At 70.6% G+C, this 22,659-nt stretch carries 21 protein-coding genes; 8 read left to right on the forward strand and 13 right to left on the reverse strand.

Going from position 1 to position 22,659, the window contains the following annotated elements; translation table 11 throughout:
* Window positions 1-172: 172 nt before the first annotated feature.
* From J2851_RS10225 to J2851_RS10260, 8 genes are all read right to left on the reverse strand, one after another.
* Window positions 173-1,309, reverse strand: a complete 1,137-nt coding sequence (locus J2851_RS10225; RefSeq protein ID WP_246500555.1) for a glycosyltransferase family 4 protein — start codon at window positions 1,307-1,309, stop codon at window positions 173-175.
* On the reverse strand, window positions 1,309-2,523 hold the full coding sequence (locus tag J2851_RS10230) for a glycosyltransferase (protein ID WP_246500556.1): 1,215 nt from the start codon (window positions 2,521-2,523) through the stop codon (window positions 1,309-1,311). Before J2851_RS10230 ends, J2851_RS10225 begins: the two co-directional genes overlap by 1 nt.
* On the reverse strand, window positions 2,520-3,776 hold the full coding sequence (locus J2851_RS10235) for a glycosyltransferase family 4 protein (protein WP_209766169.1): 1,257 nt from the start codon (window positions 3,774-3,776) through the stop codon (window positions 2,520-2,522). Before J2851_RS10235 ends, J2851_RS10230 begins: the two co-directional genes overlap by 4 nt.
* 4 nt (window positions 3,777-3,780) lie before the next feature.
* Window positions 3,781-4,749: a GDP-L-fucose synthase family protein gene (locus J2851_RS10240; protein ID WP_209766170.1), complete on the reverse strand. Its 969-nt coding sequence runs from the start codon at window positions 4,747-4,749 to the stop codon at window positions 3,781-3,783.
* Between the two features lie 12 nt (window positions 4,750-4,761).
* Window positions 4,762-5,757 carry an NAD-dependent epimerase/dehydratase family protein gene (locus tag J2851_RS10245; RefSeq protein WP_209766171.1) on the reverse strand — a complete coding sequence of 332 codons (996 nt, stop codon included), beginning with the start codon at window positions 5,755-5,757 and terminating at the stop codon, window positions 4,762-4,764.
* Between the two features lie 10 nt (window positions 5,758-5,767).
* Window positions 5,768-7,123, reverse strand: a complete 1,356-nt coding sequence (locus J2851_RS10250) for a nucleotide sugar dehydrogenase (RefSeq protein WP_209766172.1) — start codon at window positions 7,121-7,123, stop codon at window positions 5,768-5,770.
* Window positions 7,124-7,353: 230 nt separating this feature from the next.
* Window positions 7,354-8,823: a flippase gene (locus tag J2851_RS10255; RefSeq protein WP_209766173.1), complete on the reverse strand. Its 1,470-nt coding sequence runs from the start codon at window positions 8,821-8,823 to the stop codon at window positions 7,354-7,356.
* A gap of 199 nt (window positions 8,824-9,022) precedes the next feature.
* A complete protein-coding gene (locus J2851_RS10260; RefSeq protein ID WP_209766174.1) occupies window positions 9,023-11,287 on the reverse strand; it encodes a GumC family protein in 2,265 nt (754 codons plus the stop codon).
* Between the two features lie 249 nt (window positions 11,288-11,536).
* Here J2851_RS10260 and J2851_RS10265 point away from each other — a divergent pair, with 249 nt between their 5' ends.
* Together J2851_RS10265 and J2851_RS10270 are read left to right on the forward strand one after the other, a co-directional pair.
* Window positions 11,537-12,214: a Crp/Fnr family transcriptional regulator gene (locus J2851_RS10265; protein ID WP_209766175.1), complete on the forward strand. Its 678-nt coding sequence runs from the start codon at window positions 11,537-11,539 to the stop codon at window positions 12,212-12,214.
* Between the two features lie 97 nt (window positions 12,215-12,311).
* Window positions 12,312-12,503, forward strand: a complete 192-nt coding sequence (locus J2851_RS10270; RefSeq protein WP_209766176.1) for a YgaP family membrane protein — start codon at window positions 12,312-12,314, stop codon at window positions 12,501-12,503.
* A 154-nt stretch (window positions 12,504-12,657) separates the two neighbouring features.
* Here the strand turns inward: J2851_RS10270 and J2851_RS10275 are convergent, their stop codons facing one another.
* Together J2851_RS10275 and J2851_RS10280 are read right to left on the reverse strand one after the other, a co-directional pair.
* Window positions 12,658-13,242, reverse strand: a complete 585-nt coding sequence (locus J2851_RS10275) for an ActR/PrrA/RegA family redox response regulator transcription factor (protein ID WP_246500557.1) — start codon at window positions 13,240-13,242, stop codon at window positions 12,658-12,660.
* A 14-nt stretch (window positions 13,243-13,256) separates the two neighbouring features.
* Window positions 13,257-14,597 carry an ActS/PrrB/RegB family redox-sensitive histidine kinase gene (locus J2851_RS10280; protein ID WP_246500558.1) on the reverse strand — a complete coding sequence of 447 codons (1,341 nt, stop codon included), beginning with the start codon at window positions 14,595-14,597 and terminating at the stop codon, window positions 13,257-13,259.
* 123 nt (window positions 14,598-14,720) lie between these two features.
* Here J2851_RS10280 and J2851_RS10285 point away from each other — a divergent pair, with 123 nt between their 5' ends.
* From J2851_RS10285 to J2851_RS10305, 5 genes are all read left to right on the forward strand, one after another.
* Complete coding sequence (locus tag J2851_RS10285; RefSeq protein WP_209766177.1) at window positions 14,721-15,557, forward strand: ABC transporter ATP-binding protein; 837 nt, start codon at window positions 14,721-14,723, stop codon at window positions 15,555-15,557.
* A gap of 171 nt (window positions 15,558-15,728) precedes the next feature.
* Window positions 15,729-16,553, forward strand: a complete 825-nt coding sequence (locus J2851_RS10290; protein WP_209766178.1) for an ABC transporter permease — start codon at window positions 15,729-15,731, stop codon at window positions 16,551-16,553.
* Window positions 16,554-16,647: 94 nt separating this feature from the next.
* Complete coding sequence (lpxD, locus tag J2851_RS10295; protein WP_209766179.1) at window positions 16,648-17,796, forward strand: UDP-3-O-(3-hydroxymyristoyl)glucosamine N-acyltransferase; 1,149 nt, start codon at window positions 16,648-16,650, stop codon at window positions 17,794-17,796.
* On the forward strand, window positions 17,783-18,037 hold the full coding sequence (locus J2851_RS10300; protein WP_209766180.1) for a phosphopantetheine-binding protein: 255 nt from the start codon (window positions 17,783-17,785) through the stop codon (window positions 18,035-18,037). Before lpxD ends, J2851_RS10300 begins: the two co-directional genes overlap by 14 nt.
* 3 nt (window positions 18,038-18,040) lie before the next feature.
* Entirely contained in the window at window positions 18,041-19,267 is a 1,227-nt protein-coding gene (locus tag J2851_RS10305) for a beta-ketoacyl-[acyl-carrier-protein] synthase family protein (RefSeq protein WP_209766181.1), read from the forward strand.
* Between the two features lie 133 nt (window positions 19,268-19,400).
* Here the strand turns inward: J2851_RS10305 and J2851_RS10310 are convergent, their stop codons facing one another.
* Genes J2851_RS10310 through cobS form a run of 3 tightly spaced genes read right to left on the reverse strand, consistent with a single transcriptional unit; the run spans window position 19,401 to window position 21,367 of the window.
* Complete coding sequence (locus tag J2851_RS10310; protein WP_209766182.1) at window positions 19,401-19,910, reverse strand: pyridoxamine 5'-phosphate oxidase family protein; 510 nt, start codon at window positions 19,908-19,910, stop codon at window positions 19,401-19,403.
* A 37-nt stretch (window positions 19,911-19,947) separates the two neighbouring features.
* Complete coding sequence (locus J2851_RS10315; RefSeq protein ID WP_209766183.1) at window positions 19,948-20,577, reverse strand: histidine phosphatase family protein; 630 nt, start codon at window positions 20,575-20,577, stop codon at window positions 19,948-19,950.
* A 10-nt stretch (window positions 20,578-20,587) separates the two neighbouring features.
* Window positions 20,588-21,367 (reverse strand): adenosylcobinamide-GDP ribazoletransferase, encoded by a 780-nt coding sequence (gene cobS, locus J2851_RS10320; RefSeq protein ID WP_209766184.1) that lies wholly within the window; start codon window positions 21,365-21,367, stop codon window positions 20,588-20,590.
* A 158-nt stretch (window positions 21,368-21,525) separates the two neighbouring features.
* Between cobS and cobT the strand changes: the two genes are divergently transcribed.
* A complete protein-coding gene (gene cobT, locus J2851_RS10325) occupies window positions 21,526-22,554 on the forward strand; it encodes a nicotinate-nucleotide--dimethylbenzimidazole phosphoribosyltransferase (RefSeq protein WP_209766185.1) in 1,029 nt (342 codons plus the stop codon).
* The last annotated feature ends 105 nt before the right edge of the window (window positions 22,555-22,659 follow it).

Here is a 22,659-nt window from a genome sequence, read left to right on the forward strand (position 1 = left end):
CGGTGACACCGGCCGCAAAGAGGACCAGCGGCAACAATGCCCCGATCACGAGAAGGAGAAGCCGATGCCGCAATCGATGGACTCAGCAGGGGTTGTCGCGGGGCCACCAATGGGCTTCCGGTGATCGCGGTGTCAAGCTGGCTGTACGGCGTAAAGCAGGGCGCGCGCGGCCTCAGCCCACCGCGCGCTTCGGCCGGACCGCCGCGGATTCCGGTTCGGGGGCCGGGCCGGCGATGCGCTCCAGCACGGCGTCGAACCCGGCGTGGCTGGATTCATAGGCCGCCCGCGCCCGCGCGTGGGCCTGCTCGGAGGCGAGCGCCAGCGCGGCGCGGTCCTCCGCCCAGCGGCGCAGCGCCGGCAGCACCGTCTGCACGAAATCCTTGTCCTGCGGGACGAGCCCCGGGCGGGGGATGTCGCTGCCGATGCAGCCGCGCTCATAGGCCAGCACCGGCACGCCGGCGGCCATGGCCTCGAACAGCACCAGCGGCTGCGCCTCGTTGCGGTACTGGGTCGGGAAGACGAAGACGTCGATGTCGCGGTAGAAGGCGGCCTTGGCCTCGCCGTCGACCGGGCCGCGGTATTCCACGTCGCCGTCGAAGGCGGCGAGCCCCGCCGCGACCAGCGCGTTGTCCATGCGGCCCAGCCCCGGCCCGGCCAGCACCAGCTTCACGTCCACCTCCTCGGCCCGCAGCGCGCGCAGCAGGTTGAACATCGTGTCCAGCCCCTTGTCCACGCACAGGTTCGACAGGTGCCCGATGCGCAGCGGACCCGGCTTGCGGGCGCGCGGGCGCGGCACCGGCGGCGTGAAGATGGCGTTCGACATGCTCATCCCCGTGCGCGCCGCGGGGTAGAGCTTCTGGAACGCCAGCTGCATCGCCGGGCAGAGCAGCACATGCATGCAGTCGGTGCCGGCCACGCGCGTCAGCAGGCTCATCCGCCAGGTCGGCTTGGTGATGGTGGCGAAGGAGTGGTGGTGCAGCGTGCGCTCGTAGCCGAACAGCCGCGCCAGCCCGGCCAGCGCCGTGGTGTAGAAGATGCCCAGGCCCGAATCGACGGGCATGTAGAAGCGCCGGTCCTCCTGCATTCCGCCGGCCGCCAGCCGCAGCCCGGCCAGCAGGACGCGCAGCGCCTTGGCCGCGTGGTAGCGCGGGCCGCCGCCGTTCCAACCCGGCGACAGGTCCGCGACCTCCACGTCGCCGCGGGCGCGCAGGCGGTCGAGAACGAGGGCGGTGACGCGGCTCATCCCGTCGACCGGCGGGGGCAGGCGGCCGGAAACGACGATGTGGGGGGACGTGCTGCGGTCGGTCATCAACCCTCGCTTTCACGAGTGGATGGCATGTGGGCGGACGGCATGGGGGCGGACTGGATGGTGGTGTGGGAAACGGGCTGCGCGCCCAGGCTGACCAGGGCCTTCTCCACCGATTCCGCGAAGAAGGAGGCGTCGGCCAGCGCCTGGAACGGCCGGCCGTTGAGGCTGAGGCGCCGCCACTCCGCCTCGTCCGCCGCGACGGAGAGCATGTAGCGCGCCAGCCCTTCCGGGTTGTCGGGCTCGACGATGTGGCCGTTCAGCCCGCTGCGGATCAGCACGTCGCGGGCGCCGCACTGGTCGGACAGGATCGTCGGCACGCCCATCGCCAACGCCTCGTTCACCACCAGCCCGAACTGCTCCTCCAGCGAGGGCAGCAGCAGGCACAGCGTGGAGCCCAGCGTCTCGGCGATGCCCTTCTCCTGAAGGAAGCCGCGGAAGATGATGTGCCCCTCCAGGCCCCGCTTCGCGACCTCCGCCCGCAGTTCCGCCTCCAGCGGGCCGGAGCCGCAGAGGTGCAGCGGGCGCGCCGCGTCCCCGGCCAGCCGTCGGTACAGGTCGTAGGCCTCCACCGCGCGGAACAGGTTCTTCTTCGGCACGAAGCGGGCGATGATCGTGAAGTGCCGCTCGGCAAACGGCACGCCGTCCGGCGCCGGGACCATGCCGGACAGCCGGCGCACGCGGTCCAGCGACAGCGTGTCGTAGCCGATGAACAGCCGGTCCTTGGGCAGCGCCAGGAAACGGTAGTAGTCCACCGTGCGGTGGCTGCCGCCGATCGCCGCCTGGTAGGGCTTGTAGAGCAGCCCCTTCAGCGCCTCCCGCCACAGGACGCGCGGCTTGTCGTCGAACTTGGAGGCGTTCATGTTGACGACCTTGCGGCCGAGCAGCCGCATCGTCACCGCCAGCCCGAAGACGTCCGGGTCCTCGTAGTGGCAGAGGAACACGTGGCTGGCGTTCGCCCTCCGGCATTCGCGCAGCAGCGCCCGGTAGACCTGGAAGGACGGGATGTCCGCCTTGGACCGGCCGGGAAACAGCGTGACCTTGCGGAAATTCTGGCCGCTTCCGGTCGAATCCCAGGCGTAGGTGTGGGACTTCGACCCGACCTCCAGCCCGACCACGTCGTACAGGTGGCCGAGCCGGCGTCCCACCGCCTCCAGGCGGTCCATGTGGTAGGGGCCGAACATTTCCCAGGAGAAAATCAGGGCGGGCTTGCTCATTCCACCTCACCGTTCATCAGCAGCCCGGCGTAGCGCGCCAGCACGGCGCTGCGGCTGGCGTGGGCTTCGACCCAGGCGCGGCCGCGGCGGCCCATGGCGGCGCTGCGGTCGGGAGCGTTCAGCAGGTCGGCCACGGCCTTCGCCATGGCCTCGGGGGAGTCGGGCGGCGTGCTGAGGAAGGCGCCGATCTCCGCCTCCAGCCGCGCCAGCGCGGAGCCCGGCAGGCAGGTGCAGACGAAGGGGCGGCCGGCGGCCAGGATGGTCACCGCCTTGCCCGGCATGGCGAAGGCCGCCCCCTCCGGGCGTTGCGGGACGAGGTGCACGTCGCCCTCCGCCAGCCCTTCGGCCAGCCGCTCCTTGGGGGACAGCGGCGCGAACTCGACGTTGGTCAGGCCCATGGCCGTGGCTTGCGCCTTCAACTCCTCCTCCAGCCCGCCCTGGCCGCGCAGCAGGACGCGCGCGTCGGGGCGCAGGCTGTGGAGGTGGCGGGCCATCTCCAGCACCTGTTCCAGCCCTTGCTTGCGGGCGAAGGCGCCGCTGTAGAGCACGGTCGGCGGCTGGCCGTCCGGGCGGGGCAGGGGATGAATGGCATCCGCGTCCACATGCGGCGGGATCACCGTTACGGGACGGCGCACGCCGAGGTCGCGCAGCACGTCGCGCATCGCCTCCGACAGGACGACGATGCTGTCGGCGCGGTTCAGCGCGGTGCGCTCCAGCGCCTGGATCGCCTTCAGCGCCGCCCCGCCGCCCATGCCCAGCGCGCCGGCGAGGCCCGACTGGATGTCGTGGACGATGGCGACGTGGCGCCCGCCCGGCGCCCTGAAGCGGTCGGCGACCGCCACGCTGAAGATCGACGGGCAGAGCGACAGCACCGCCTTGTGCCTGGCCACCCGCCCGCGCGCCCGGGCGGCGAGGAAGCCGCCGTGCAGCACGCCCTCGTGCACCAGGCGGGCTCTCATGCCGCCCCCCCGCGGCGGGATGGTGAACAGCCGTTCGATCCGCACGCCGTCCACCGTCCGATGGTCCTGGCTGCCGTCGGCGTAGCCGTCGTAGACGCGGTTGCCCGGGTAGTTGGGCCGGGCGGTCAGCACGGTCATGTCCGTTCCCGCCGCCGCGAAGGCGGTGGCGAGGTCGGTCATCATCGGCGCGCTGCCGGCCGGCTCCGGCCAATAGCTCATGGCGACCATCAGGGCGCGGGGCGGCACGGCGACGGCGGGTGCGACGGCGCGAAAGGCGGCGGAATCGTCGGGCATCGGATCACTCCGCGGCTTTGGCGGCGGAAGGGGCGTCGATGCCCGGCGCCACGTTCTCCTGGAACCAGGCGTAGGTGCGCCGCAGGCCCTCCTCCAGCCCAACCTTGGGCCGCCAGCCGGTGGCGAACAGGCGGGACACCTCCATCACCTTGCGGGGATGGCCGTCCGGCTTGCTGAGATCCTGCGTCAGCGTGCCCGGATAGCCGACCACCTCGCGGATCATCCCGGCGAGATCGGCGATGGTCACGTCCTCGCCGGGGCCGACGTTGACGATGTCCTCCCCGTCGTAGTGGTCCATCAGGTGCAGGCAGGCGTCGGCCATGTCGTCGACGTAGAGGAACTCGCGCCGCGGCGTGCCCGTGCCCCACAGCGTGACGGAGGGGGCGCCCTGCCGCTTGGCGTCGTGCAGGCGGCGGATCAGGCCGGGGATGGCGTGCGAGCCCTCCGGGTCGAAGTTGTCGCCGGGGCCGTAGAGGTTCGACGGCATGGCGCAGATGGCGTTGAAGCCGTATTGCCGCCGGTAGGCCTGGCACATGGTGATGCCGGCGATCTTGGCGATCGCGTAGGGCTTGTTGCTCGGCTCCAGCGGGCCGGTCAGCAGCGCATCCTCGCGCAGCGGCTGCTCCGCGAACTTCGGGTAGAGGCAGGAGGAGCCCAGGAACAGAAGCTTCTTTACCCCCGCCCGCCAGGCCGCGTCGATGACGTTGGTCTGGATTTGCAGGTTGTCGCGGATGAAGTCGCCGCCGAAGCGGTCGTTGGCCAGGATGCCCCCGACCTTCGCGGCGGCGAGGAAGACGTAATCGATCTTCTCCCGGTCGAAGAAGGCGCGCACCGCGGCCTGGTCCGTCAGGTCCAGCTCGGCACGGCTGCGCAGGACGAGGTCGCCGTAGCCTTCCTCGGTCAGGCGGCGCAGCACGGCGGAGCCGACGAGGCCCCGGTGCCCCGCGACGAAAATGCGGGCGTTTCTATCCATGGACTCGGTCCTTTATTCGGCCGCGCTGGCGATGCTGTCCTGGCCGCGGCTGCGGGCGGCGTACCAGTCCACGACGCCCGGCAGCCCGTCCTTCAACGGGATGCGCGGCGTGTAGCCCAGCGCCGACAGGCGGGCGATGTCCGGGCTGCGCCGCTGCGTGCCGCCCGGGGCCGGCGGACCGGCCTGGATCTCGGCCTCGCGGCCGAGGATGGAGACGACCTGCCGGGCGAGGTCGGCGATCGCCACCTCCTCCGGGTTGCCGACGTGGTAGATGCCCAGATGCTCGCCGCGCTCGATCACCGTGACGATGCCGTCGATGGCGTCGTCGATGTGGACGAAGGCGCGGGTCTGGGTGCCGTCGCCCTGGATCAGGAAGGGCACGGGGCCGCGCGGCGACAGGTCGATGGCGGCCACGGCGCGGCGCACGAACTCGGGCACCACATGCTCCCAGCCCATGTCGGCGCCATAGACGTTGTGCGGGCGGAAGATCGCCACGCGGTCGAAGCCGGTGCGCCCCCAGTTGACCGCCAGCAGCTCCGAGATCAGCTTGGAGCCGCCGTAGCTGTAGCGCGGGTTCAGCACGTCCGGCACGACCAGCGGGATGTCCTCCGGCGTCGGGACGACCGGCGGGGTCTGGTAGGCCTCCGAGGAGGAGGCGAGGACGAGGTCGCCGACCCCCTCCGACCGGCAGGCGTCCAGCACGTTCAGCATGCCGCGCACGCCGACGTCCAGCACCGTCTCCGGCTTCTCGTAGAAATGCTTGGTGCCGTTGACGGCGGCCAGGTGCAGCACGCCGTCGACGCCCTTCACCGCCTTGGTGACGGCAGCAAGGTCGCGGATGTCGCCGGTGACGAACTCCACGGCGTTGACGACGTCGCCCAGCCGGCGCGGGTGGCCGCGCGAGTTGTCGTCGAGCACGCGGACCTGGTGCCCGTCCTGGACCAGGCGGCGGACCAGCGCCGCACCGATGAAGCCGCTGCCCCCGGTGACGAGGTAATGTTTCGGCATGGAATTCCCCTTAGGCAACGTGGGCGAAGCGGGCGGCGCCGTGGCTGCCGAGCGCCACGTAGGCCGTGCCCTCGGGCAGGTCCACCTCGCGGCTGTTGAAGTTGTTCCAGAAGTCGTAGATCACGCCCGGCCGGTCCATGCGGCTCGCCAGATCCGGCAGCGGCATGGAGGTGAAGACCGGGTGGTTGTTCAGGATGACGGCGAGGTTGGCGCCGTCCACCGCCTCGGCCATGCTGCCCGCCGGCTCCAGCCCGAAGCCGCGGATGTCGTCCGGCGCCACCACCGCGTCGAAGCCGCGCCAGCGGGCATTCGGGAAGCGGGTGCGCAGCTCATCGTACAGCGGCTTGGCCATGGTGCCGCGCAGGTCGTCGGTCGCCGGGCGGCCCTTGAAGGCAAGGCCCATCAGGCTGATGGTCGGGGCCTTCGGGAAGCCCTGCATGGAGCCGGTCAGCTGCTCCAGGAACACCGACACCTCGATGGGCTGGCTTTCGTTGATGCGCCGGCCGGCCGCGGTGATGTCCATGTCCACCCCGAACTGGCGGGCGGATTCGATCAGGATGTGCGGGTCCTTCTCCAGGCAGGGGCCGCCGACCGGGCCCGGCAGCGGCAGCTGCGTGCGCGGATAGCCCAGCTTGCCGGCGCGCGACACTTCCAGCGCCGAAACCTCCATGGCGTTGCACAGCCGGGCGATCTCGTTGGCGAAGGCGAAGGTCACGTCGCGGTAGGTGTTGTCCACCAGCTTGATCATCTCCGCCGTTTCCAGCGTGGAGACCTTGACCGTGGTCGGGGTCAGCATGCCGAAGATCTGCGCGGCGCGGGCCGCGACCTCGACGCTCTCCGCCCCGATGATCTGCGGCAGCTGGTTCAGCTCGATCAGCGCCTGGCCTTCCAGCGTGCGTTCCGGGCAGAAGGCGATGTCGAAGCGCTTGCCCGTCGCGCGCAGGATCGGCGCCACGATGTTGCGGGTCGTGCCCAGCTTCACCGTGGAGCGCAGGATGACGAGGTCGCCATCGTGGATGCAGTCCGCGACCTGGCGGGTCGCCGCCTCGATCATGTCGGTGCGCACCTGCCCGTCGGCGCCCAGCGGCGTGCCCACGGTGATGATGAAGACGCTGCAGCGCTCGCATCCCTCCGGCGTACGCCCGAAGGAGAAGCGGTCGCGCGCCACCACATGGCGCAGCTTTTCGGTCAGGCCCGGCTCATGGAAGTGCGGGATGCCGCGCGCCAGCTTGTCGAGAACCTCGCCACGCACCTCGACGCCATGGACCTGGAAGCCCGCGTCGGCCATCGCGACGGCAAGCGTCAGGCCGACATAGCCGAGGCCCAGGACGCAGACATTCCGGTCTGGGAAGGACTTTGGAAGCATATTCGTTCGATCCTGCAAGTGTTTTGCGCATGCATCCGAAGGCGCCGCTTCACCCACCGTCGGCACCATGCGCGACTCCGAACGCCCGTTGGTGCGCCAATGTTCCGGTCATATTGCCGGCGTGAAGAGGCTATGCTGTTGATTGGCCGGAGTTTTTTTGGGATTACTCCGGACCGGTGAGAAGTGTGCGTCCGATCGGATGGGCAGCGTCATCGGGAGTACGGGTGGATTCAGGCCGCCGCCGTCATCAGGCGCCGGAGGCGCGACGGGCGTACGAGGCCGGTGATCAGAACGGCGGGGGCATACACCGCCGTAAGGAGGAGCCCGCCGACCAGGACGGTCACCAGGGGGCTTCGTGGTGCCAGAAGGTCGGGAAGGGCGTTCATCAGCGCCGGCAACAGCGCCGATGTGACTGCGACGGCCAGCAGGCCGCACAGGGCCGCCCGCGCGATGATGTCCAGATGCAGCTCGCCCACGGCCCGGCGGTGCTGCCACGCCAGCCCGGTCATCGCGGTCAGCTCCGCCACGATGGTGGCGACGGCCGACCCCTCGATTCCCCAGCGCGGGATCAGCGCGCAATTCAGCGCCGCGTTCGTCACGCCGCCGATCAGGATCGCGGTCATGTAGCCGGTCTGCCGGTGCCAGACGAGCAGCGGGTTGCCGAGCGCCAGGTTGACGTGCACCACCGCCACCGAAATCATGATCAGGCGCAGCGAGTCGGCGGCGTCCGCGTAGGCCGGCCCGTAGATCACCCCCAGGATGGCCGGCGCCAGCGTGATCCCTCCGGCCGCGATCAGCGCCCCGATGCTGAGGATTGTCGTGGCGTAGTCGCGCATGCGCTCCCGCATCCGCGCCGGGTCGCCATAGGCGGCGGCCAGTTGCGGCATGAAGGCGCTCAGAACGATGTTGCCGGCGGTCAGCGCCAGCACCAGCAGCTTCGTCACCGCGGTGTAGAGCCCGACGTCATGCTGCGGCACCAGGAAGCCCAGCATCACCAGATCAAGGTGCGAGAACAGCGCCCAGGCGAAGACGCTGACCGCCATGGGGGCGGACACCTTCAGGATCGCCGCCCAGACCTTCAGGTCCACCCGCGGGCGCGGCGGGCGGAAGTCGCGGCTGAAGCGGACCAGCATCAGCACGGCGTTGATGACGAAGGACCCGCCGGTGATGGCCGCGGCGATCGCCACGTCGTCCGGCCCGTGCACCAGCGCCAGCATGGCGATGGTGATGCCGAAGCCCGTGCCGATCTCCCGCGTCGCGATGACGCTCATGCGCTCCGTCGCCTGGTAGACGAAGTCGAGCAGCAGGGCGTTGCCCAGCAGCTGGACCGCCTGCACCAGCAGCACGGCCTTCACCAGCCCCGGCTTGTCGAGCGTCAGCACGAAGGCGGCGTAGATGGCGCCGACCACAAGGGCCAGCAGCGTGCGCAGCGTCAGCACATGGTCGGCGAATTCCACGGCCTTGTCGCGGTCGCGCGAGATTTCGCGCACCGCGTAGGTGGACAGGCCCAGGTTCACGAACAGCGCGGCGTAGGCCAGCATCGAGGTGCCGAAGCCCAGCACGCCGAACGACTCCGGCCCCAGCGCGCGCGCCGTCCAGGCCGTGGTGACCAGCCCGCTGATCAGCGTGGCGATGCGCGCCAGCCCCAGCGCGCGGATGTTCATGAAAATGCGTCGTCCGGCATTCGTGGCGGCGGTCATGGCGGATTCCGGAAAAGCGGGAAGCGCCCTGTTCCCCTCTCCCAGCCCTGCTGGGAGAGGGAGGGGCCCGCGGAACGCGGGAGGGTGAGGGCTTGGTTTCTCGGGAAAACCTTGCCCTCACCCTCCCATGCTCCGCATGGGCCCCTCCCTCTCCCGCCGGGGGCGGGAGAGGGGAACATGGCGCTCGTCCTCAGCCGTGTCAGTTCGCGTAGTACCGGCGGTAGCCGTGGTAGCGGCCGCTGTCGGGGAACTCGTATTGGGCGTGGCGGCGGATGTCGACCTGGGAGAACAGGACGCCGACGACCTCGCCGCCCGCCTCCATGACCTCCTTCAGGCCGGCCATGGCGGTTTCGCGCTTGGTCTTGCCCCAGTGCACGATGAACACCGTCTGGTCTGCCAGCGCCGCCAGCAGCTTGCCTTCCGACACCGCCAGCACCGGCGGGCTGTCCAGGATCACCCGGTCGTATTCCAGCGCCAGCCGGGAGATCAGCTGGTGCATCCGGCTGGACCCCAGCATGTCCTGCGGCAGGGCGGAGCCGCGGCCCGACGAGATGAAGTGCAGGCCCGTGCGCGGGTCGGTCTGGATCACCTCCGACGGCGCGCATTCGCCCGCGAGAACCTCGTACAGGCCGCGCTGGTTCTCCAGCCCCAGCATGCCGTGCAGGCCCTTGCGGCGCATGTCGCAGTCGATGATGATCGTCTTCTGGCCGGCGTTGGCGCAGATGCGCGCGAAGGCCGCGGCGATGGAGCTTTTGCCCTCGCCGGGGACGGAGGAGCCGAACAGGAGCACCCGCTGGTGCCCGTCCGGGTTGGCGAGCAGGAGCGTGGTGCGCAGGTTCTGCATGGCCTCCGCGAAGGCCGACATCGGGCGGTCGATGGCGTAGGCCGCGGGCGAGGTGGTGAAGCGCCGCCGCCGGCTGATCGCCGGCACGATGCCGAGCGAGCGCACGCCGGTCGCGGATTCGAACTGGTGCGGGCTGCGGAAGCCCTTCTCCGCCTGCTCGCGCAGCAGGGCCAGCAGCACGCCCAGCGTCGCCGAGGCGACCAGCGCCAGCAGCACGATCATCTTCTTGTTCGGCTGCGACGGGTTCAGCGGGATCGACGCCTCCGACACGATGCGGGAGTCCGGCTGCTGGATGTCGGTCTGGCCGGCGATCTCCTGGAAGCGGGTCAGCATCGCCTCATACATGGTCTGCGAGGTCTCGGCGTCGCGCTCCAGCGTGCGCAGGGTCACGTTGGACTGCTGCTGCTGGTTCCGCTGCGCCTGGAGCTGGTCCAGGTTGGCCTTCAGCCCCGCTTCGCGCCCGCGCTCCAGCTCCACCTCGTTGGCGAGGTTCTGGACGATGCGGCCGACGTCGGCCTTGATCTGCCCCTGCAGGTCGCGCAGCTCGCTCTGCAGCGCGGTCAGGACCGGGTGCTTGGCGCCGTACTTGTTGGAGGCGTCGGCGATCTTGCGCTGAAGCTCCACCTCCTGCTGGCGCAGCGCCTGGATCAGCGGCGAGCCCAGCACGTCGCCGATGGCCGACACGCCGCGCGGGCTCTGCACCAGGGTGGAGACCTCGCGGTACTTGTTCTCCGCCTCCTGCCGCTTGGTGCGGGCGAGCACGTAGTTGGTGTTCAGCTCGGCCAGCTGCTGGGCCAGCACGGTGGTCTCGCCGTTGGCCGAGGTCAGGCCGCTTTCCGCCCGGTACTTCTCGGCGGCCTCGCCGGTGGTCTTGGCCTCGCGGCGCAGGTCGGCGATGCGGTCCTCCAGCCAGGCGGTGGCGCGCTTGGCGGCCTTGAACTTCTCGTCCAGCTGGTCGACGAGGTACAGCTCGCCGATGGTGTTGGTGATCAGCGCGGCCTTGCGCGGATCCTCGCTGTCGAAATTGATGGCGATCACGTAGGACCGCCCCTGCGGCCGGACCGCCAGGTTTTCGATGAAGGTGTTGACGACCGAGGTCTTCTCGTTGGCCGCCTTCTCCTCCGGGCTCAGCTGGATGTCGGCGCGCTCGCCGCGGGCCGTGTTCCACCAGGACTCCGGTACCCAGTTCTTCGGGTAGAGGTAGGCCAGCCAGTCCGTCCGCTGCGGCCGCAGGGCGGCGTTGAACTCCGGATCGGTCGTCAGGTTGAGCTTGTCGACCACCTTCTCGGCGAAGGCCGGCGACTTCAGGATCGCCACCTCGCTCTGCAACGCGCCGAGTTCGGTGGACAGCCCGGGGACGACCTCCTGGTACTTCATCACCTGGCTGCGGCGCTGGTCCACCATGATCAGCGTCTCGGCGGTGTAGAGCGGCGTCATCCGCAACGCCACCAGCGCGGCCAGCCCCGTTCCCAGGACGATCGCGGTGCCGATCAGAAGCTTGTGCCGCAGAAGCATGCCGGTGGTGCGGCGCACCGCGCTCGCCGCTGCGGTGGACAGGTCGAAGGAGATCGGGCCCGTCTGCCGCCTTGCGGGTTGGTCGTGAACTTCCTGGGTGGCCAAAGCGGGTCCTCCTCGCATGCCGAACCGCGCCCCGTTCGGGGCGTTCGGTGCCTAGAACGCCGCTATGGTCCGGCCGTTTCATGGTGCGCCCGGTGCATCCGGGGAGGAAGACGCGCGCAATGGGTAAGCTGCCCGGGGACCGGCCGGTCGAATAGGCCTTCCGAAGGGCTCTACCGAGGCGATGGACCGGCGGTGACCATTTTCGGATAATGGGTACTCCTGGGGATGGTCATTGGTGGGGAAACGGGTATGGGGCCGGTGCGGGACGATTGGCTGGACGTGTTCCCGGCGCTGCGCGCGCTGGAGCCCGGGGCGCTGGAATTGCTGCGCGACCAGGGAGCCCGCGTGGCGCTGCCGCGCGGCACCGTGCTGTTCCGGATCGGCAGCCTGTGCCGCAACTTCCTGCTGCTGCTCGACGGTTCCGTCCGCGTCCAGATGACCGCGGAGACCGGGCGGGAGATCGTGCTCTACCGCGTCGGCCGGGGGGAGACCTGCATCCTGACCACCGCCTGCCTGATGACGCGGGCCGACTACAACGCCGACGGCGTGGCGGAGACCGACCTGGACGCCGTGGCGCTCGGGGCCGGCGCCTTCCACGAGCTGCTGGCGCGGTCGGCGGCGTTCCGCGACTTCGTCTTCGCGTCCTTCGGCAACCGGCTGCTCGGCATGATGACGCTGGTGGAGGAGGTGGCCTTCGGCCGCATCGACCTGCGGCTCGCCCGCTTCCTGGTGGACCACCGCGACGGCCGCGGCGGGCTCGACACCACGCACCAGGCGCTGGCGGTCGAACTCGGCACCGCCCGCGAGGTGGTCAGCCGCCAGCTGAAGGAGTTCGAGCGGCGCGGCCTGGTCGCGCTGTCGCGCGGCCGCGTCGCCGTGCGCGACGCCGACGCGCTGCTGGCGCTTTCCGATGAAGGGGCCATGTGAATCGCGTGTGACGGAGTCACAGACGGGGGCTGTGGAATGGGCTTGGATGGGCGCACCGCTGATCCAATCGCTGATCCCCTGTCCAAGAGGTGTTCCCATGCCCGTCAACGTCGGCACCATCGACCGCGCGCTGCGCGTCGTCGTCGGCCTCGTCCTGATCGCCCTCGTCTTCGTCGGCCCGCAGACCCCCTGGGGCTGGATCGGCCTCGTGCCGCTGCTGACCGCCGTGGTGGGCTTCTGCCCGGCCTACACGCTGCTGGGCATCAAGACCTGCCCGCTCAAGCAGTGAGGGGTCGCTGTTGGGTTGCGCTGCGCTCCACCCAACCTACGGGCGCTTTCGTAGGTTGGGTGGAGGCGAAGCCGCAACCCAACATCCTCGCCGGCAACAAAAAGCCCCCGTCCGCGAAGACGGGGGCTTTTCATTTGCAGACGAATGAAAGTCTTCACCCGCGCGGGGCGTGCTTGTTCAGGATGCGCTGCAGGGTGCGGCGGTGCATCTTCAGCCGGCGCGCGGTCTCCGACACGTTGCGGTCGCACTGCTCGAAGACGCGCTGGATGTGCTCCCACCGCACGCGGTCGGCGGACATCGGGTTCTCCGGCGGCGAGGGCAGGGGGCGGCCGTCGGCCAGAAGGGCGGATTCGACAGCGTCCGCGTCGGCGGGCTTGGGCAGGTAGTCCACGGCACCCGCTTTCACCGCCGCGACCGCCGTGGCGATGTTGCCATAGCCGGTCAGCATGACGATCCGGGCGTCGGGGCGGGCGTCCCGCAGGGTTTTAACGACGTCGAGGCCGCTGCCGTCGGCCAGCCGGAGGTCGACGACGGCGAAGGCCGGGGCCGACTCCTGCGCGACGTCTATCCCAAGCTGGACGCTGTCCACGGCAACGACGTTGAAACCGCGCTTTTCCATGGCGCGCGCAAGGCGGATGCGGAAGGGCGCGTCGTCGTCGACGATGAGGAGGCTGCGGGTGACATCTCCCGTGAACGTCAGCTTGGCGGTTTCGCCCGATGGACTCTCGTCCGTGGTCATACCGGTGTCCACCATTAGTCCTCTGGTTTCAACATACCCCGGTCCCAACGTACGACAACTCGCGCGCCGCCGCCACGGTTATTACCATAAGCCACCATGGCCCCGGTTTTCTCTAGCAACGTTTGTGCAATAAAGATTCCCAGCCCCATGTGACCGGCACGCTCGCCGCGTGTGGAGATGTAGGGCTCGCCGACGCGGGCCAAGACCTGGGCAGGGAAGCCGGGTCCGTCGTCCATCACCGCCACGGTGACGGTGCGCGCGTCCCAAGTCGCCGTCACGGTGACGCGGCGGTCGGCGAACTGGTGGGCGTTCTGGATGTAGTTGCCGATGCCGTGGATGATTTCCGGGCTGCGACGGAACACCGGCTCCTCGCCGTCGGGCGGGGCGGTCTTTTCTATAACGAACTGGATATGACCAAGCCGGTGCGGCGTTCCCGCCGCGTCCAGCAGGGCGGTCAGCGGAATCCGCTCGAACGGGTCGCCCCCGTCGGCCTCCGGCTTGCGGGCGAGGTCGGCCAGGATCTCCCGGCAGCGCATCACCTGGCTTTGCAGCAGCGAGACGTCCTCGCCGTAGGGGCTGTCCGGCGGCAGGTCGCGCGACAGCTCCTTCGCCACCACCGCGATGGTGCCGAGCGGGGAGCCCAGCTCGTGCGCGGCGGCGGCGGCCAGCGCGCCCAGCGAGGACAGCCGCTGCTCCCGCGCCAGCGCCACCTGGGTGGCCGACAGCGCCTCGGCGAAGCGGCGCGCCTCCTCCGCCACGCGGAAGACGTAGCCGCTGATGAAGCCCGCCGACACGGACAGCGACAGCCAGATGCCGAAGGCGTAGAGCGGGGCGACGGCGGGCATCGGCTCCGGCCAGGGCAGCGGGAAGTGCCACAAGGCCAGGACGGTCAGGCAGATCAGGTTCAGCCCGGTCAGGATCACCACACAGTAGCGCGACAGGATGGCCGCGGCCACCGTCATCGGGGCCAGCAGCAGGATCGCGAAGGGGTTGGCGAGCCCGCCGGTGAGGTACAGCAGCAGCGTCAGCTGCAGCATGTCGTAGCCGAGATACAGCGCGGCGTCCCGGTCGGCCAGCCGCAGCCGCCCGCCGCGCTGGGCCATCGCCACGATGTTCAGCAGGACCGACGCCCCGACCGCCGCCAGCACCGGCCCCAGCGGCAGGGGGAAGCCCAGCGCCAGCTGCACGAAGCCCACGGTGGCGAGCTGCCCGACCACGGCAATCCAGCGGATCAGGATCAGCGTGCGCAGCGTGACGCGCCCGTCCAGGTTGGTCCATTGCGCCGGCCCCATTCCGGCGGAGCGGCGGCCGGAGGGCTGGGGGGCGGCGGGACGGGCGGATTGGACGAGGGTCATGGGCGCGGTCTTTCTCGCGTGGCCGCCTCACAGGATGGTGGGGGCCACGGCCAAAACTGTATTGCCGGTAGGGCCTTTTTGCCACTCTGGCGATCGCGCGCCAAGCGGCCATATTCTAGGCCCATGACGAAGCCAGCCACTCAGCCAGCCACTCAGCCAGCCACTCAGGCAGCCCCCCAGGCAGCCATACACGTCGAAACACTGACGAAACGCTTCGGCACCCGCAAGGACGGGGAGGTCACCGCCGTCGACAGAATTTCCTTCACCGTGGCGAGGGGCTCGGTGACCGGGCTGCTGGGCGGCAACGGGGCGGGGAAGACGACCACCATCTCCATGCTGCTGGGGCTTCTGCTGCCCACGGCGGGCCGGATCGAGGTGCTGGGCGTGGACATGGTGCGCCACCGGCACGCCGTGCTGCCGCGCATGAACTTCTCCTCCCCCTACGTGGAGCTGCCGCACCGGCTGACCGTGCGCGAGAACCTGACGGTCTACGGGCACCTCTACGGCCTGTCCGGCGTGAAGCGCCGCGTGGAGGAATTGGCCGAGCACCTCGACCTGACCCGCTTCCTGGAGCGGCCGTCCGGCGGCCTGTCGGCCGGGCAGAAGACGCGCGTGGCGCTGGCCAAGGCGCTGCTCAACCGGCCGGAGGTGCTGCTGCTGGACGAGCCCACGGCCTCGCTCGACCCCGACACCGCCGACTGGATCCGCACCTACCTGGAACGCTACCGGCAGGAGACCGGCGCCACGGTCCTGCTCGCCTCCCACAACATGCTGGAGGTGGACCGGCTGTGCGACGAGGTGCTGATGATGCGCCAGGGCCGCATCGTGGACCGCGGCACGCCGGCGGCCCTGCTCGCCCGCTACGGCCGCGGCAGCCTGGAGGAAGTCTTCCTCGACATCGCCCGCGCCCGGACGGCGGGTGAGGCCACGGACCGGGAGCCAGCCGATGCCGCGGAGTAGTACCCCTCTCCCGCCCCGGGAGAGGGTGGCGGCGAAGCCGCCGGGTGAGGGTTGCGCGAGAATCAACGCGCTGATCCTCGGAACTACCCTCACCCTCCCGCCTTCGGCGGGCCCCTCCCTCTCCCGAGGCGGGAGAGGGGATCGCACGCCCGTTGGAAAAGTGTTGAGCGCATGACCTCCACCGCCCTTCACCCCAACCCCACCTTCTCCCCCCGTCGGGTCGGGGCCATGGTGCTGCGCTACTGGTACCTGCTGCGCGGGTCCTGGCCGCGGTTCCTGGAGCTGGCCTACTGGCCGACCATGCAGATGATCCTGTGGGGCTTCATCAACCAGTTCATGGCCTCGTCGAGCAACTGGGTGGCCAACGGGGCGGGGGTGCTGGTCAGCGCGGTGCTGCTGTGGGACGTGCTGTTCCGCGGGCAACTCGGCGTGTCGGTCTCCTTCCTGGAGGAGATGTGGTCGCGCAACCTCGGCCACCTGTTCGTCAGCCCCCTCCGGCCCGGCGAGTGGGTGGTGTCGCTGTTCACCATGAGCCTGATCCGCACCATCATCGGCGTGGTGCCGGCGGCGCTGCTGGCGATCCCCTTCTTCGGCTATTCGGTCTTCAGCCTGGGCCTGCCGCTGGCCGCCTTCTTCGTCAACCTGATCCTGCTCGGCTGGTCGCTGGGGCTGCTGATCGTGGCGATGATCCTGCGCTACGGCATGGGGGCGGAAGGGCTGGCCTGGATCGTCGTCTTCATGCTGGCCCCGATCAGCGCCGTCTACTACCCGGTTTCCGTCCTGCCGGAATGGCTGCAATGGGTGGCGCTGTCGCTGCCGTCCAGCCACGTCTTCGAAGGGATGCGCGCGGTCCTGTTCGGCGGGGCGATGCGCTGGGACCACCTCGCCTGGGCGGTGGGGCTCAACGCCGTCTACATGGCGCTGTGCACGTGGGTGTTCCTCTACTCCTTCAAACAGGCGCGGGTGCGCGGCGCGCTGCTCCAGACCGGAGAGTGATGGCCGGGGAATGACAAAAGGCGCCGCCGCTCGCCTCCCCGGCCCAACCGTGGTAGCGTCCGCGCCTCGCACCGCCGCAACCCAGAGCGCCGCCATGAAGCCCGTTACCGCCACTCCCGTGACCCTCGCCGAGATCGCCGCCGCGCTGGGCGCCCAGCTCGAAGGCGACGGCACGCTCCGCATCGCCCGCGCCGTCCACCCGGCGGAGGCCGAGGGGCCGGAGGATCTGGCGCTCGCCATGGAGAAGGGGCTGGCGGCGGCGCTGGCCGAGGGCAAGGCCGTCGCCGCCGTGGTGGCGGAAGGGGCGGAGCCGCCCGCGAACCTCAAGGGCTGGATCGTCGTGAAGCGCCCGCGCTTCGCCATGGCCGGCCTGACCACCCTGTTCGAGAAGCCGGTCCATGCGGAGCCCGGCGTCCACCCCGCCGCCTTCGTGGCGCTCGACGCCGTGCTGGGGGAAGGCGTGTCGGTCGGCCCCTTCGCCTATGTCGGGCCGAAGGCCGTGCTCGGCGACGGCGTCACCGTGATGCCGCAGGCCACCGTCGGGGCGGAGGCGGTGATCGGCAAGGACAGCCTGATCCACCCCGGCGCCCGCATCGGCGAGCGGGTGGTGATGGGCGAGCGCTGCATCATCCACCCCAACGCCGCGGTCGGCAACGACGGCTTCAGCTTCGTGACGCCGGAGCCGGGCAGCGTGGAATCGGCCAAGGCGACCGGCAAGGTGGTCGGCACCAACGTGCTGATCCACCGCGTGAACTCCATCGGCACGGTGATCATGGGCGACGACGTGGAGGTCGGCGCCAACGCCACCATCGACCGCGGCACCATCACGGCCACCAAGATCGGCTCCGGCACCAAGATCGACAACCTCGTGCAGATCGGCCACAACGTGGAGATCGGCACCAACTGCATGCTGTGCGGCCATGTCGGCATCGCCGGCAGCACGATCATCGGCGACCGCGTGGTGCTGGCCGGCAAGGTCGGCGTGGCCGATCATGTGAAGATCGGCAGCGACGCGGTGGTCGCCGCCAACTCCGGCGTCGGCACCGACATCCCGCCGAAGGCCGTCTACATGGGCTATCCGGCCGTCCCGCGCGACCGCGCCTTCGACCAGTACAAGGGGCTAGCCCGTCTGAAGCGGCTGTTCGCGGACGTGGCTGACCTGAAGAACAGGGTTCGGGCGCTCGATGCCAGCGCTAACGTCTCTGCGGACGCTTCCGCGGAGAGCACGGATGACCGAACTTGAGAATGACGTTTTAGCGATCATCGCGGAGAAAGGGCGGGTGGAGCGCGACCGCCTCGCGCTCGACGCCCGGCTGGCCGACCTGGAGATCGCCTCCCTCGACGTGATCGAGATCGTCTTCGCGCTGGAGGAGCGGTTCGGGATCGAAATCCCCTTCAACGCCAACGACGCCCGCAAGGAGTTCGACACGGTGGGCGACGTGCTGCGGGCCGTGGAGTCCGTCGTCGCCAAGCCGGCAGCGTGACGCATGGGCCACCGGCGCGTCGTCGTCACCGGCCTCGGGGTCGTCTCGCCCATCGGGTCGGGCGTGGCGGACTATGCCGACGGCCTTTTCGCCGGCCGCTGCGGCATCGGCCCCCTCAGCCTCGTCCCCACGGAGGGCCTGTCCGTCCGCATCGCCGGGGAGGTCCGCGGCTTCGACCCGGCCGCCCATTTCGACGCGCGGCGGCTCGGCCTGCTCGACCGCGGCAGCCAGTTCGCGCTTGTCGCCGCCCGGCAGGCGGTGGAGGCCTCCGGCCTCGGCTTTGCCTCGGATTTTGGGGGGCCGCTGGGCCTGCGCACCGCGACGATCCTCGGCACCGGCGTCGGCGGCATCACCACGCTGGACGAGGGCTTCCACCGGCTTTACCGGCAGGGTGCGCAGCGCCTGCACCCCTTCACCATCCCGCGCCTGATGGTCAGCGCCCCGACCGCCCAGGTCTCCATGGAATTCGGGCTGACCGGCCCCGCCTTCACGGCGTCGAGCGCCTGCGCGTCGGCCGCGCACGCCATCGGTTTGGCCTTCCAGATGGTGCGCGGCGGGCTGGCGGACGCGGCCGTGACCGGCGGGACGGAGGCCAGCCTGACCTTCGGCGCGCTGAAGGGGTGGGAGGCCATGCGCATCGTCAGCCCCGACGGCTGCCGCCCCTTCTGCGCGACGCGCAACGGCATGGTGCTGGGGGAGGGGGCGGCTGTGCTGGTGCTGGAGACACTGGACTCCGCTAGGGGCCGCGGCGCCGACATCCTGGGCGAGATCGCCGGCTTCGGCATGTCGGCGGATGCCAAGGACATCACCGCCCCGGACGCGGCGGGGGCCGCCCGCGCCATGCGCGCCGCGCTGGCCGACGCCGGGCTGGAGCCGGACGGGGTGGGCTACGTCAACGCCCACGGCACCGGCACGACGGCCAACGACGCCACCGAGGCGCGCGCCATCCACGCGGTCTTCGGCGACCACGCCCGGCGGCTGCTGGTGTCCTCGACGAAATCGATGGTCGGCCACGCTCTGGGCGCGGCGGGTGCCTTGGAGGCGGCGGCGACGCTGCTGGCGCTGCGCCGTCAGGTGGTGCCGCCCACGGCGGGGGTGGAACGGCCCGATCCGGCCTGCGCCCTGGACGTGGTCCCCCGCGACGCGCGGGATGCCAAGGTGGAGGCCGCCCTGTCCAACTCCTTCGCCTTCGGCGGGCTGAACGCGGCGCTGGCGTTTCGAAGGGTGTGAGTGCAGAAACGGGAGGCATTGCCCCCACCCTAACCCTCCCCCGCTGCGCAGGGGAGGGGACTTGAACTCCCTCCCCTGCGCAGCGGGGGAGGGAAGGGGCCCACGAAGTGGGAAGGGTGGGGGCAAAGTACTCTTACTGAAACGCGATTTTCGCGTGATCCCCCGGGCTCGGCGGCTCCCCGGTGAGCTTCGCCTTCACGTAGCCATAGGCGTAGACCATGGCGCTGGACGGGCTGTCCCAGTACTCGGCCTGGTCCACGGTGACCTTCAGCAGGGCCACCTCCGGGTCGTCCGGACCCTTCGGGAACCAGGTGGACAGGATGTCCCGCCACAGGAAGCGGATCTTGTCCTGGTCGCGGACCAGCTGCGCGATGCCGGACACCGAGACGTAGTTCTGGTCGCCCGGGTCGGCGTAGGAGAGGTTGATGCGCCAATGCTCCTGGAGTTCATGGACCTTCGGCGAATCCGCCCTGGTGAAGAACCAGAGCGTGCCGTCGTCGAATCCCGCGTGCGGCAGCGTCGCCATCGGGCGGGAATGCAGGATGCCGTTCTCGTCGAGCGTCGTCATCATGGCGATGCGGACGCCCTTGATCATACCCCAGAGTTTCTCGGCGGACTCGCGGTCGGTAGCGCTTCTTGCCATGGTCTGCCCCTCGTTCGGTAGCCCCAACGGAGTTCGATCAACGGGCACCGGCTGAAAAGGTTCCGAGCGCGTTCAGGGCTCCGACCGACCACGAATCTCCCCCCGTAACCCCGCCGTAATGGTCGATGCGCGACAGCGACAGGGGCGCCACCGACAGGCGCAGCGCCGCCTCCGGCGTCAGATCCAGGGCCAGCGCCAGCGCGGCGCGGATTGAGCCGCCGTGGATCACCGCCACGATGTCCCGCCCGGCCTCCGCGGCGGTCAGGCGGCGGACCGCACCGGCCACGCGCGCTATGACGTCGGCGAAGCTCTCGCCGCCGGGCGGGGCCTCGGTGGCCGGGGCGGACCAGAAGCGGCGGGTTTCCTCCGGGTGCAAGGCCGCGACCGCGTCGTGGGACAGGCCCTCCCAGGCGCCGAAGTTTTGCTCGGCGAGGTCGCGCTCCACCAGCGCCATGTCGCTGCCGGGCAGGCGCAGGGCCGCCGCGGTCTGTCGCGTCCGGCGCAGGTGCGAGGTCACCCAGACGGCGTTCGCGGGCAGCCGGTCGGCCAGCGCCGCCAGGGACGCCGCGTCGCCGGTGTCGGCGGGCGGGTCGTCGCGGCCGTAGATCAGCTTGTCCGGGTTTGGCACCGGCGCGTGGCGGATCAGCCACCAGCGGGTCACGATCATGACCGCCCCGTCATGGATGCAGCGCCGCCAGCGCCAGCAGCACCGCCGCCTCGGTTGCCTGCTGGGCCGCCCCGAACACGTCGCCGGTGTGCCCGCCGATCTGCCGCCGCGCCTGCCACGCCATCGCCGCGCCCACCAGCGCCGCCACCAGGATGGCCGCCGGCGCCGCCGGTCCCAGCGCGGCGAGGGCGACCGCACCGGCCAGCACCAGCGACAGCGCGACCGTCGCCACCGCCGGCCGCCCCTGCCGGGCGGCGAGCCCGTCGGCGCGGGCGGGGTTCAGGGTGCGGGCGATCACCGCCATGCCGCCGCGCGACAGGGCGCCGGACGCGGCCAGCGCCAGCAGCACGGCGCGCGGCTCGGCCAGGGCGGCCAGGGCGGAGGCGCGGATGGCGATGGAGAAGACGATGGCCAGCACGCCGTAGCTGCCGACCCGGCTGTCGCGCATGATCTCCAGCTTGCGGGCCTTGTCGCGCCCGCCGCCGAAGCCGTCGGCGACATCGGCCGCCCCGTCCTCGTGCAGGCCGCCGGTCAGCCAGACCGTCATCCCCAGCGCCAGCAGCGCCGCGGGCAGCGGCGGCAGGTGCAGCAGCGCCGCCAGCACGTAGACCGCTCCCCCCGCCAGCCCGACCCCGGCGCCGACCAGCGGGAACCAGGCCATGGCGCGGGCGTGCGCGTCGCCGGCCGGCGGACCGGACAGGCGCAGGGGAAGGCGCGTCAGGAAGACGACGGCGAGCGCCAGGTCGGCCGTCCAGCGGAAGCGTGGCAGTGGAGAGGAATCGTCGGTCATCGCGCTTCGAAGTACGGCAAGGCAGCCCCCACCGCAACGGGGAACCGGCCGGCGGCAAGGACTTTGACAGCCGGACTTTGACAGCCGCGTGCGAATGGTCCAAGGTCGCGCCGCTTTTCATTTCCACTCTTCGCGCGCCAGCGCCAGGACGTTTCGCCATGAGCAACCTGCAGCCCGCCATCACCTTCGAGGAAATCCGCGCGCTCGTGCGCAACCTGCCGGGGCCGGACCTGGATTCCGGCACCGCGGCCTTGCAGCGGGAGCGCCAGCTGACCAAGCCCGCGGGCTCGCTCGGCCGGCTGGAGGAAATCGCGCAGTGGATGGCGACTTGGCAGGGCCAGCACCCGGCCGAGGTGCGCCGCCCGCGCGTCGCCGTCTTCGCCGGCAACCACGGCGTGGCCGCGCGCGGCGTCTCGGCCTACCCGGCGGACGTCACCGCGCAGATGGTCGCCAACTTCCAGAACGGTGGCGCCGCCGTGAACCAGCTCTGCGAGGTGGCCGACGCCGACCTGCGCGTCTACGAGCTGGACCTGGAGAACCCCACCGCCGACTTCACGCAAGGGCCGGCCATGGGCGAGGAGGAGTGCTGCCGCGCCATGGCCTACGGCATGATGGCGGTGGAGCAGGGCGTGCAGCTGCTGGCACTGGGCGAGATGGGCATCGGCAACTCCACGGCGGCAGCGGCGATCTGCTGCGCCCTGTTCGGCGGGGAGGCCAAGGACTGGGTCGGCCGCGGCACCGGCGTGGACGACGAGGGGCTGGCCCGCAAGGCCGCCGCCATCGAGGCCGGGCTCGCGGCCAACCCGCAGGCCCGGGGAGACGCCTTCGAGGCGCTGCGCTGCTTCGGCGGCTACGAGCTGGCGGCCATCGCCGGCGCTATCCTGGCGGCGCGCATGGCCCGCGTGCCGGTGCTGCTGGACGGCTACGCCTGCACGGCCGTCGCGGCGGTGCTGTTCAAGGCTGACCGCCGCGCGCTCGACCACTGCATGGTCGCCCACCGCTCGGTCGAGCCGGGCCACAGCCGCCTGCTGGAGGCCATCGGCAAGGAGCCGCTGCTCGACCTCGGCATGCGGCTGGGCGAGGGCTCCGGCGCGACGCTGGCGATCAACATCGTCCGCTCCGCCTGCGCCTGCCACGCGGGCATGGCGACCTTCGCCGAAGCCGGCGTCAGCACTCGCGAGGGGTGAGTCGAGGCGCCGCGTTGGTGGGGATGAACCACAGAGGCACAGAGACACAGAGGATTATTTAAAAACAGCTTTCGCTTACTTGGCAACCGACCAAAGGAGCGAGGG

The sequence above is a fragment of the Azospirillum rugosum genome, assembly GCF_017876155.1.
GTDB lineage: Bacteria > Pseudomonadota > Alphaproteobacteria > Azospirillales > Azospirillaceae > Azospirillum > Azospirillum rugosum.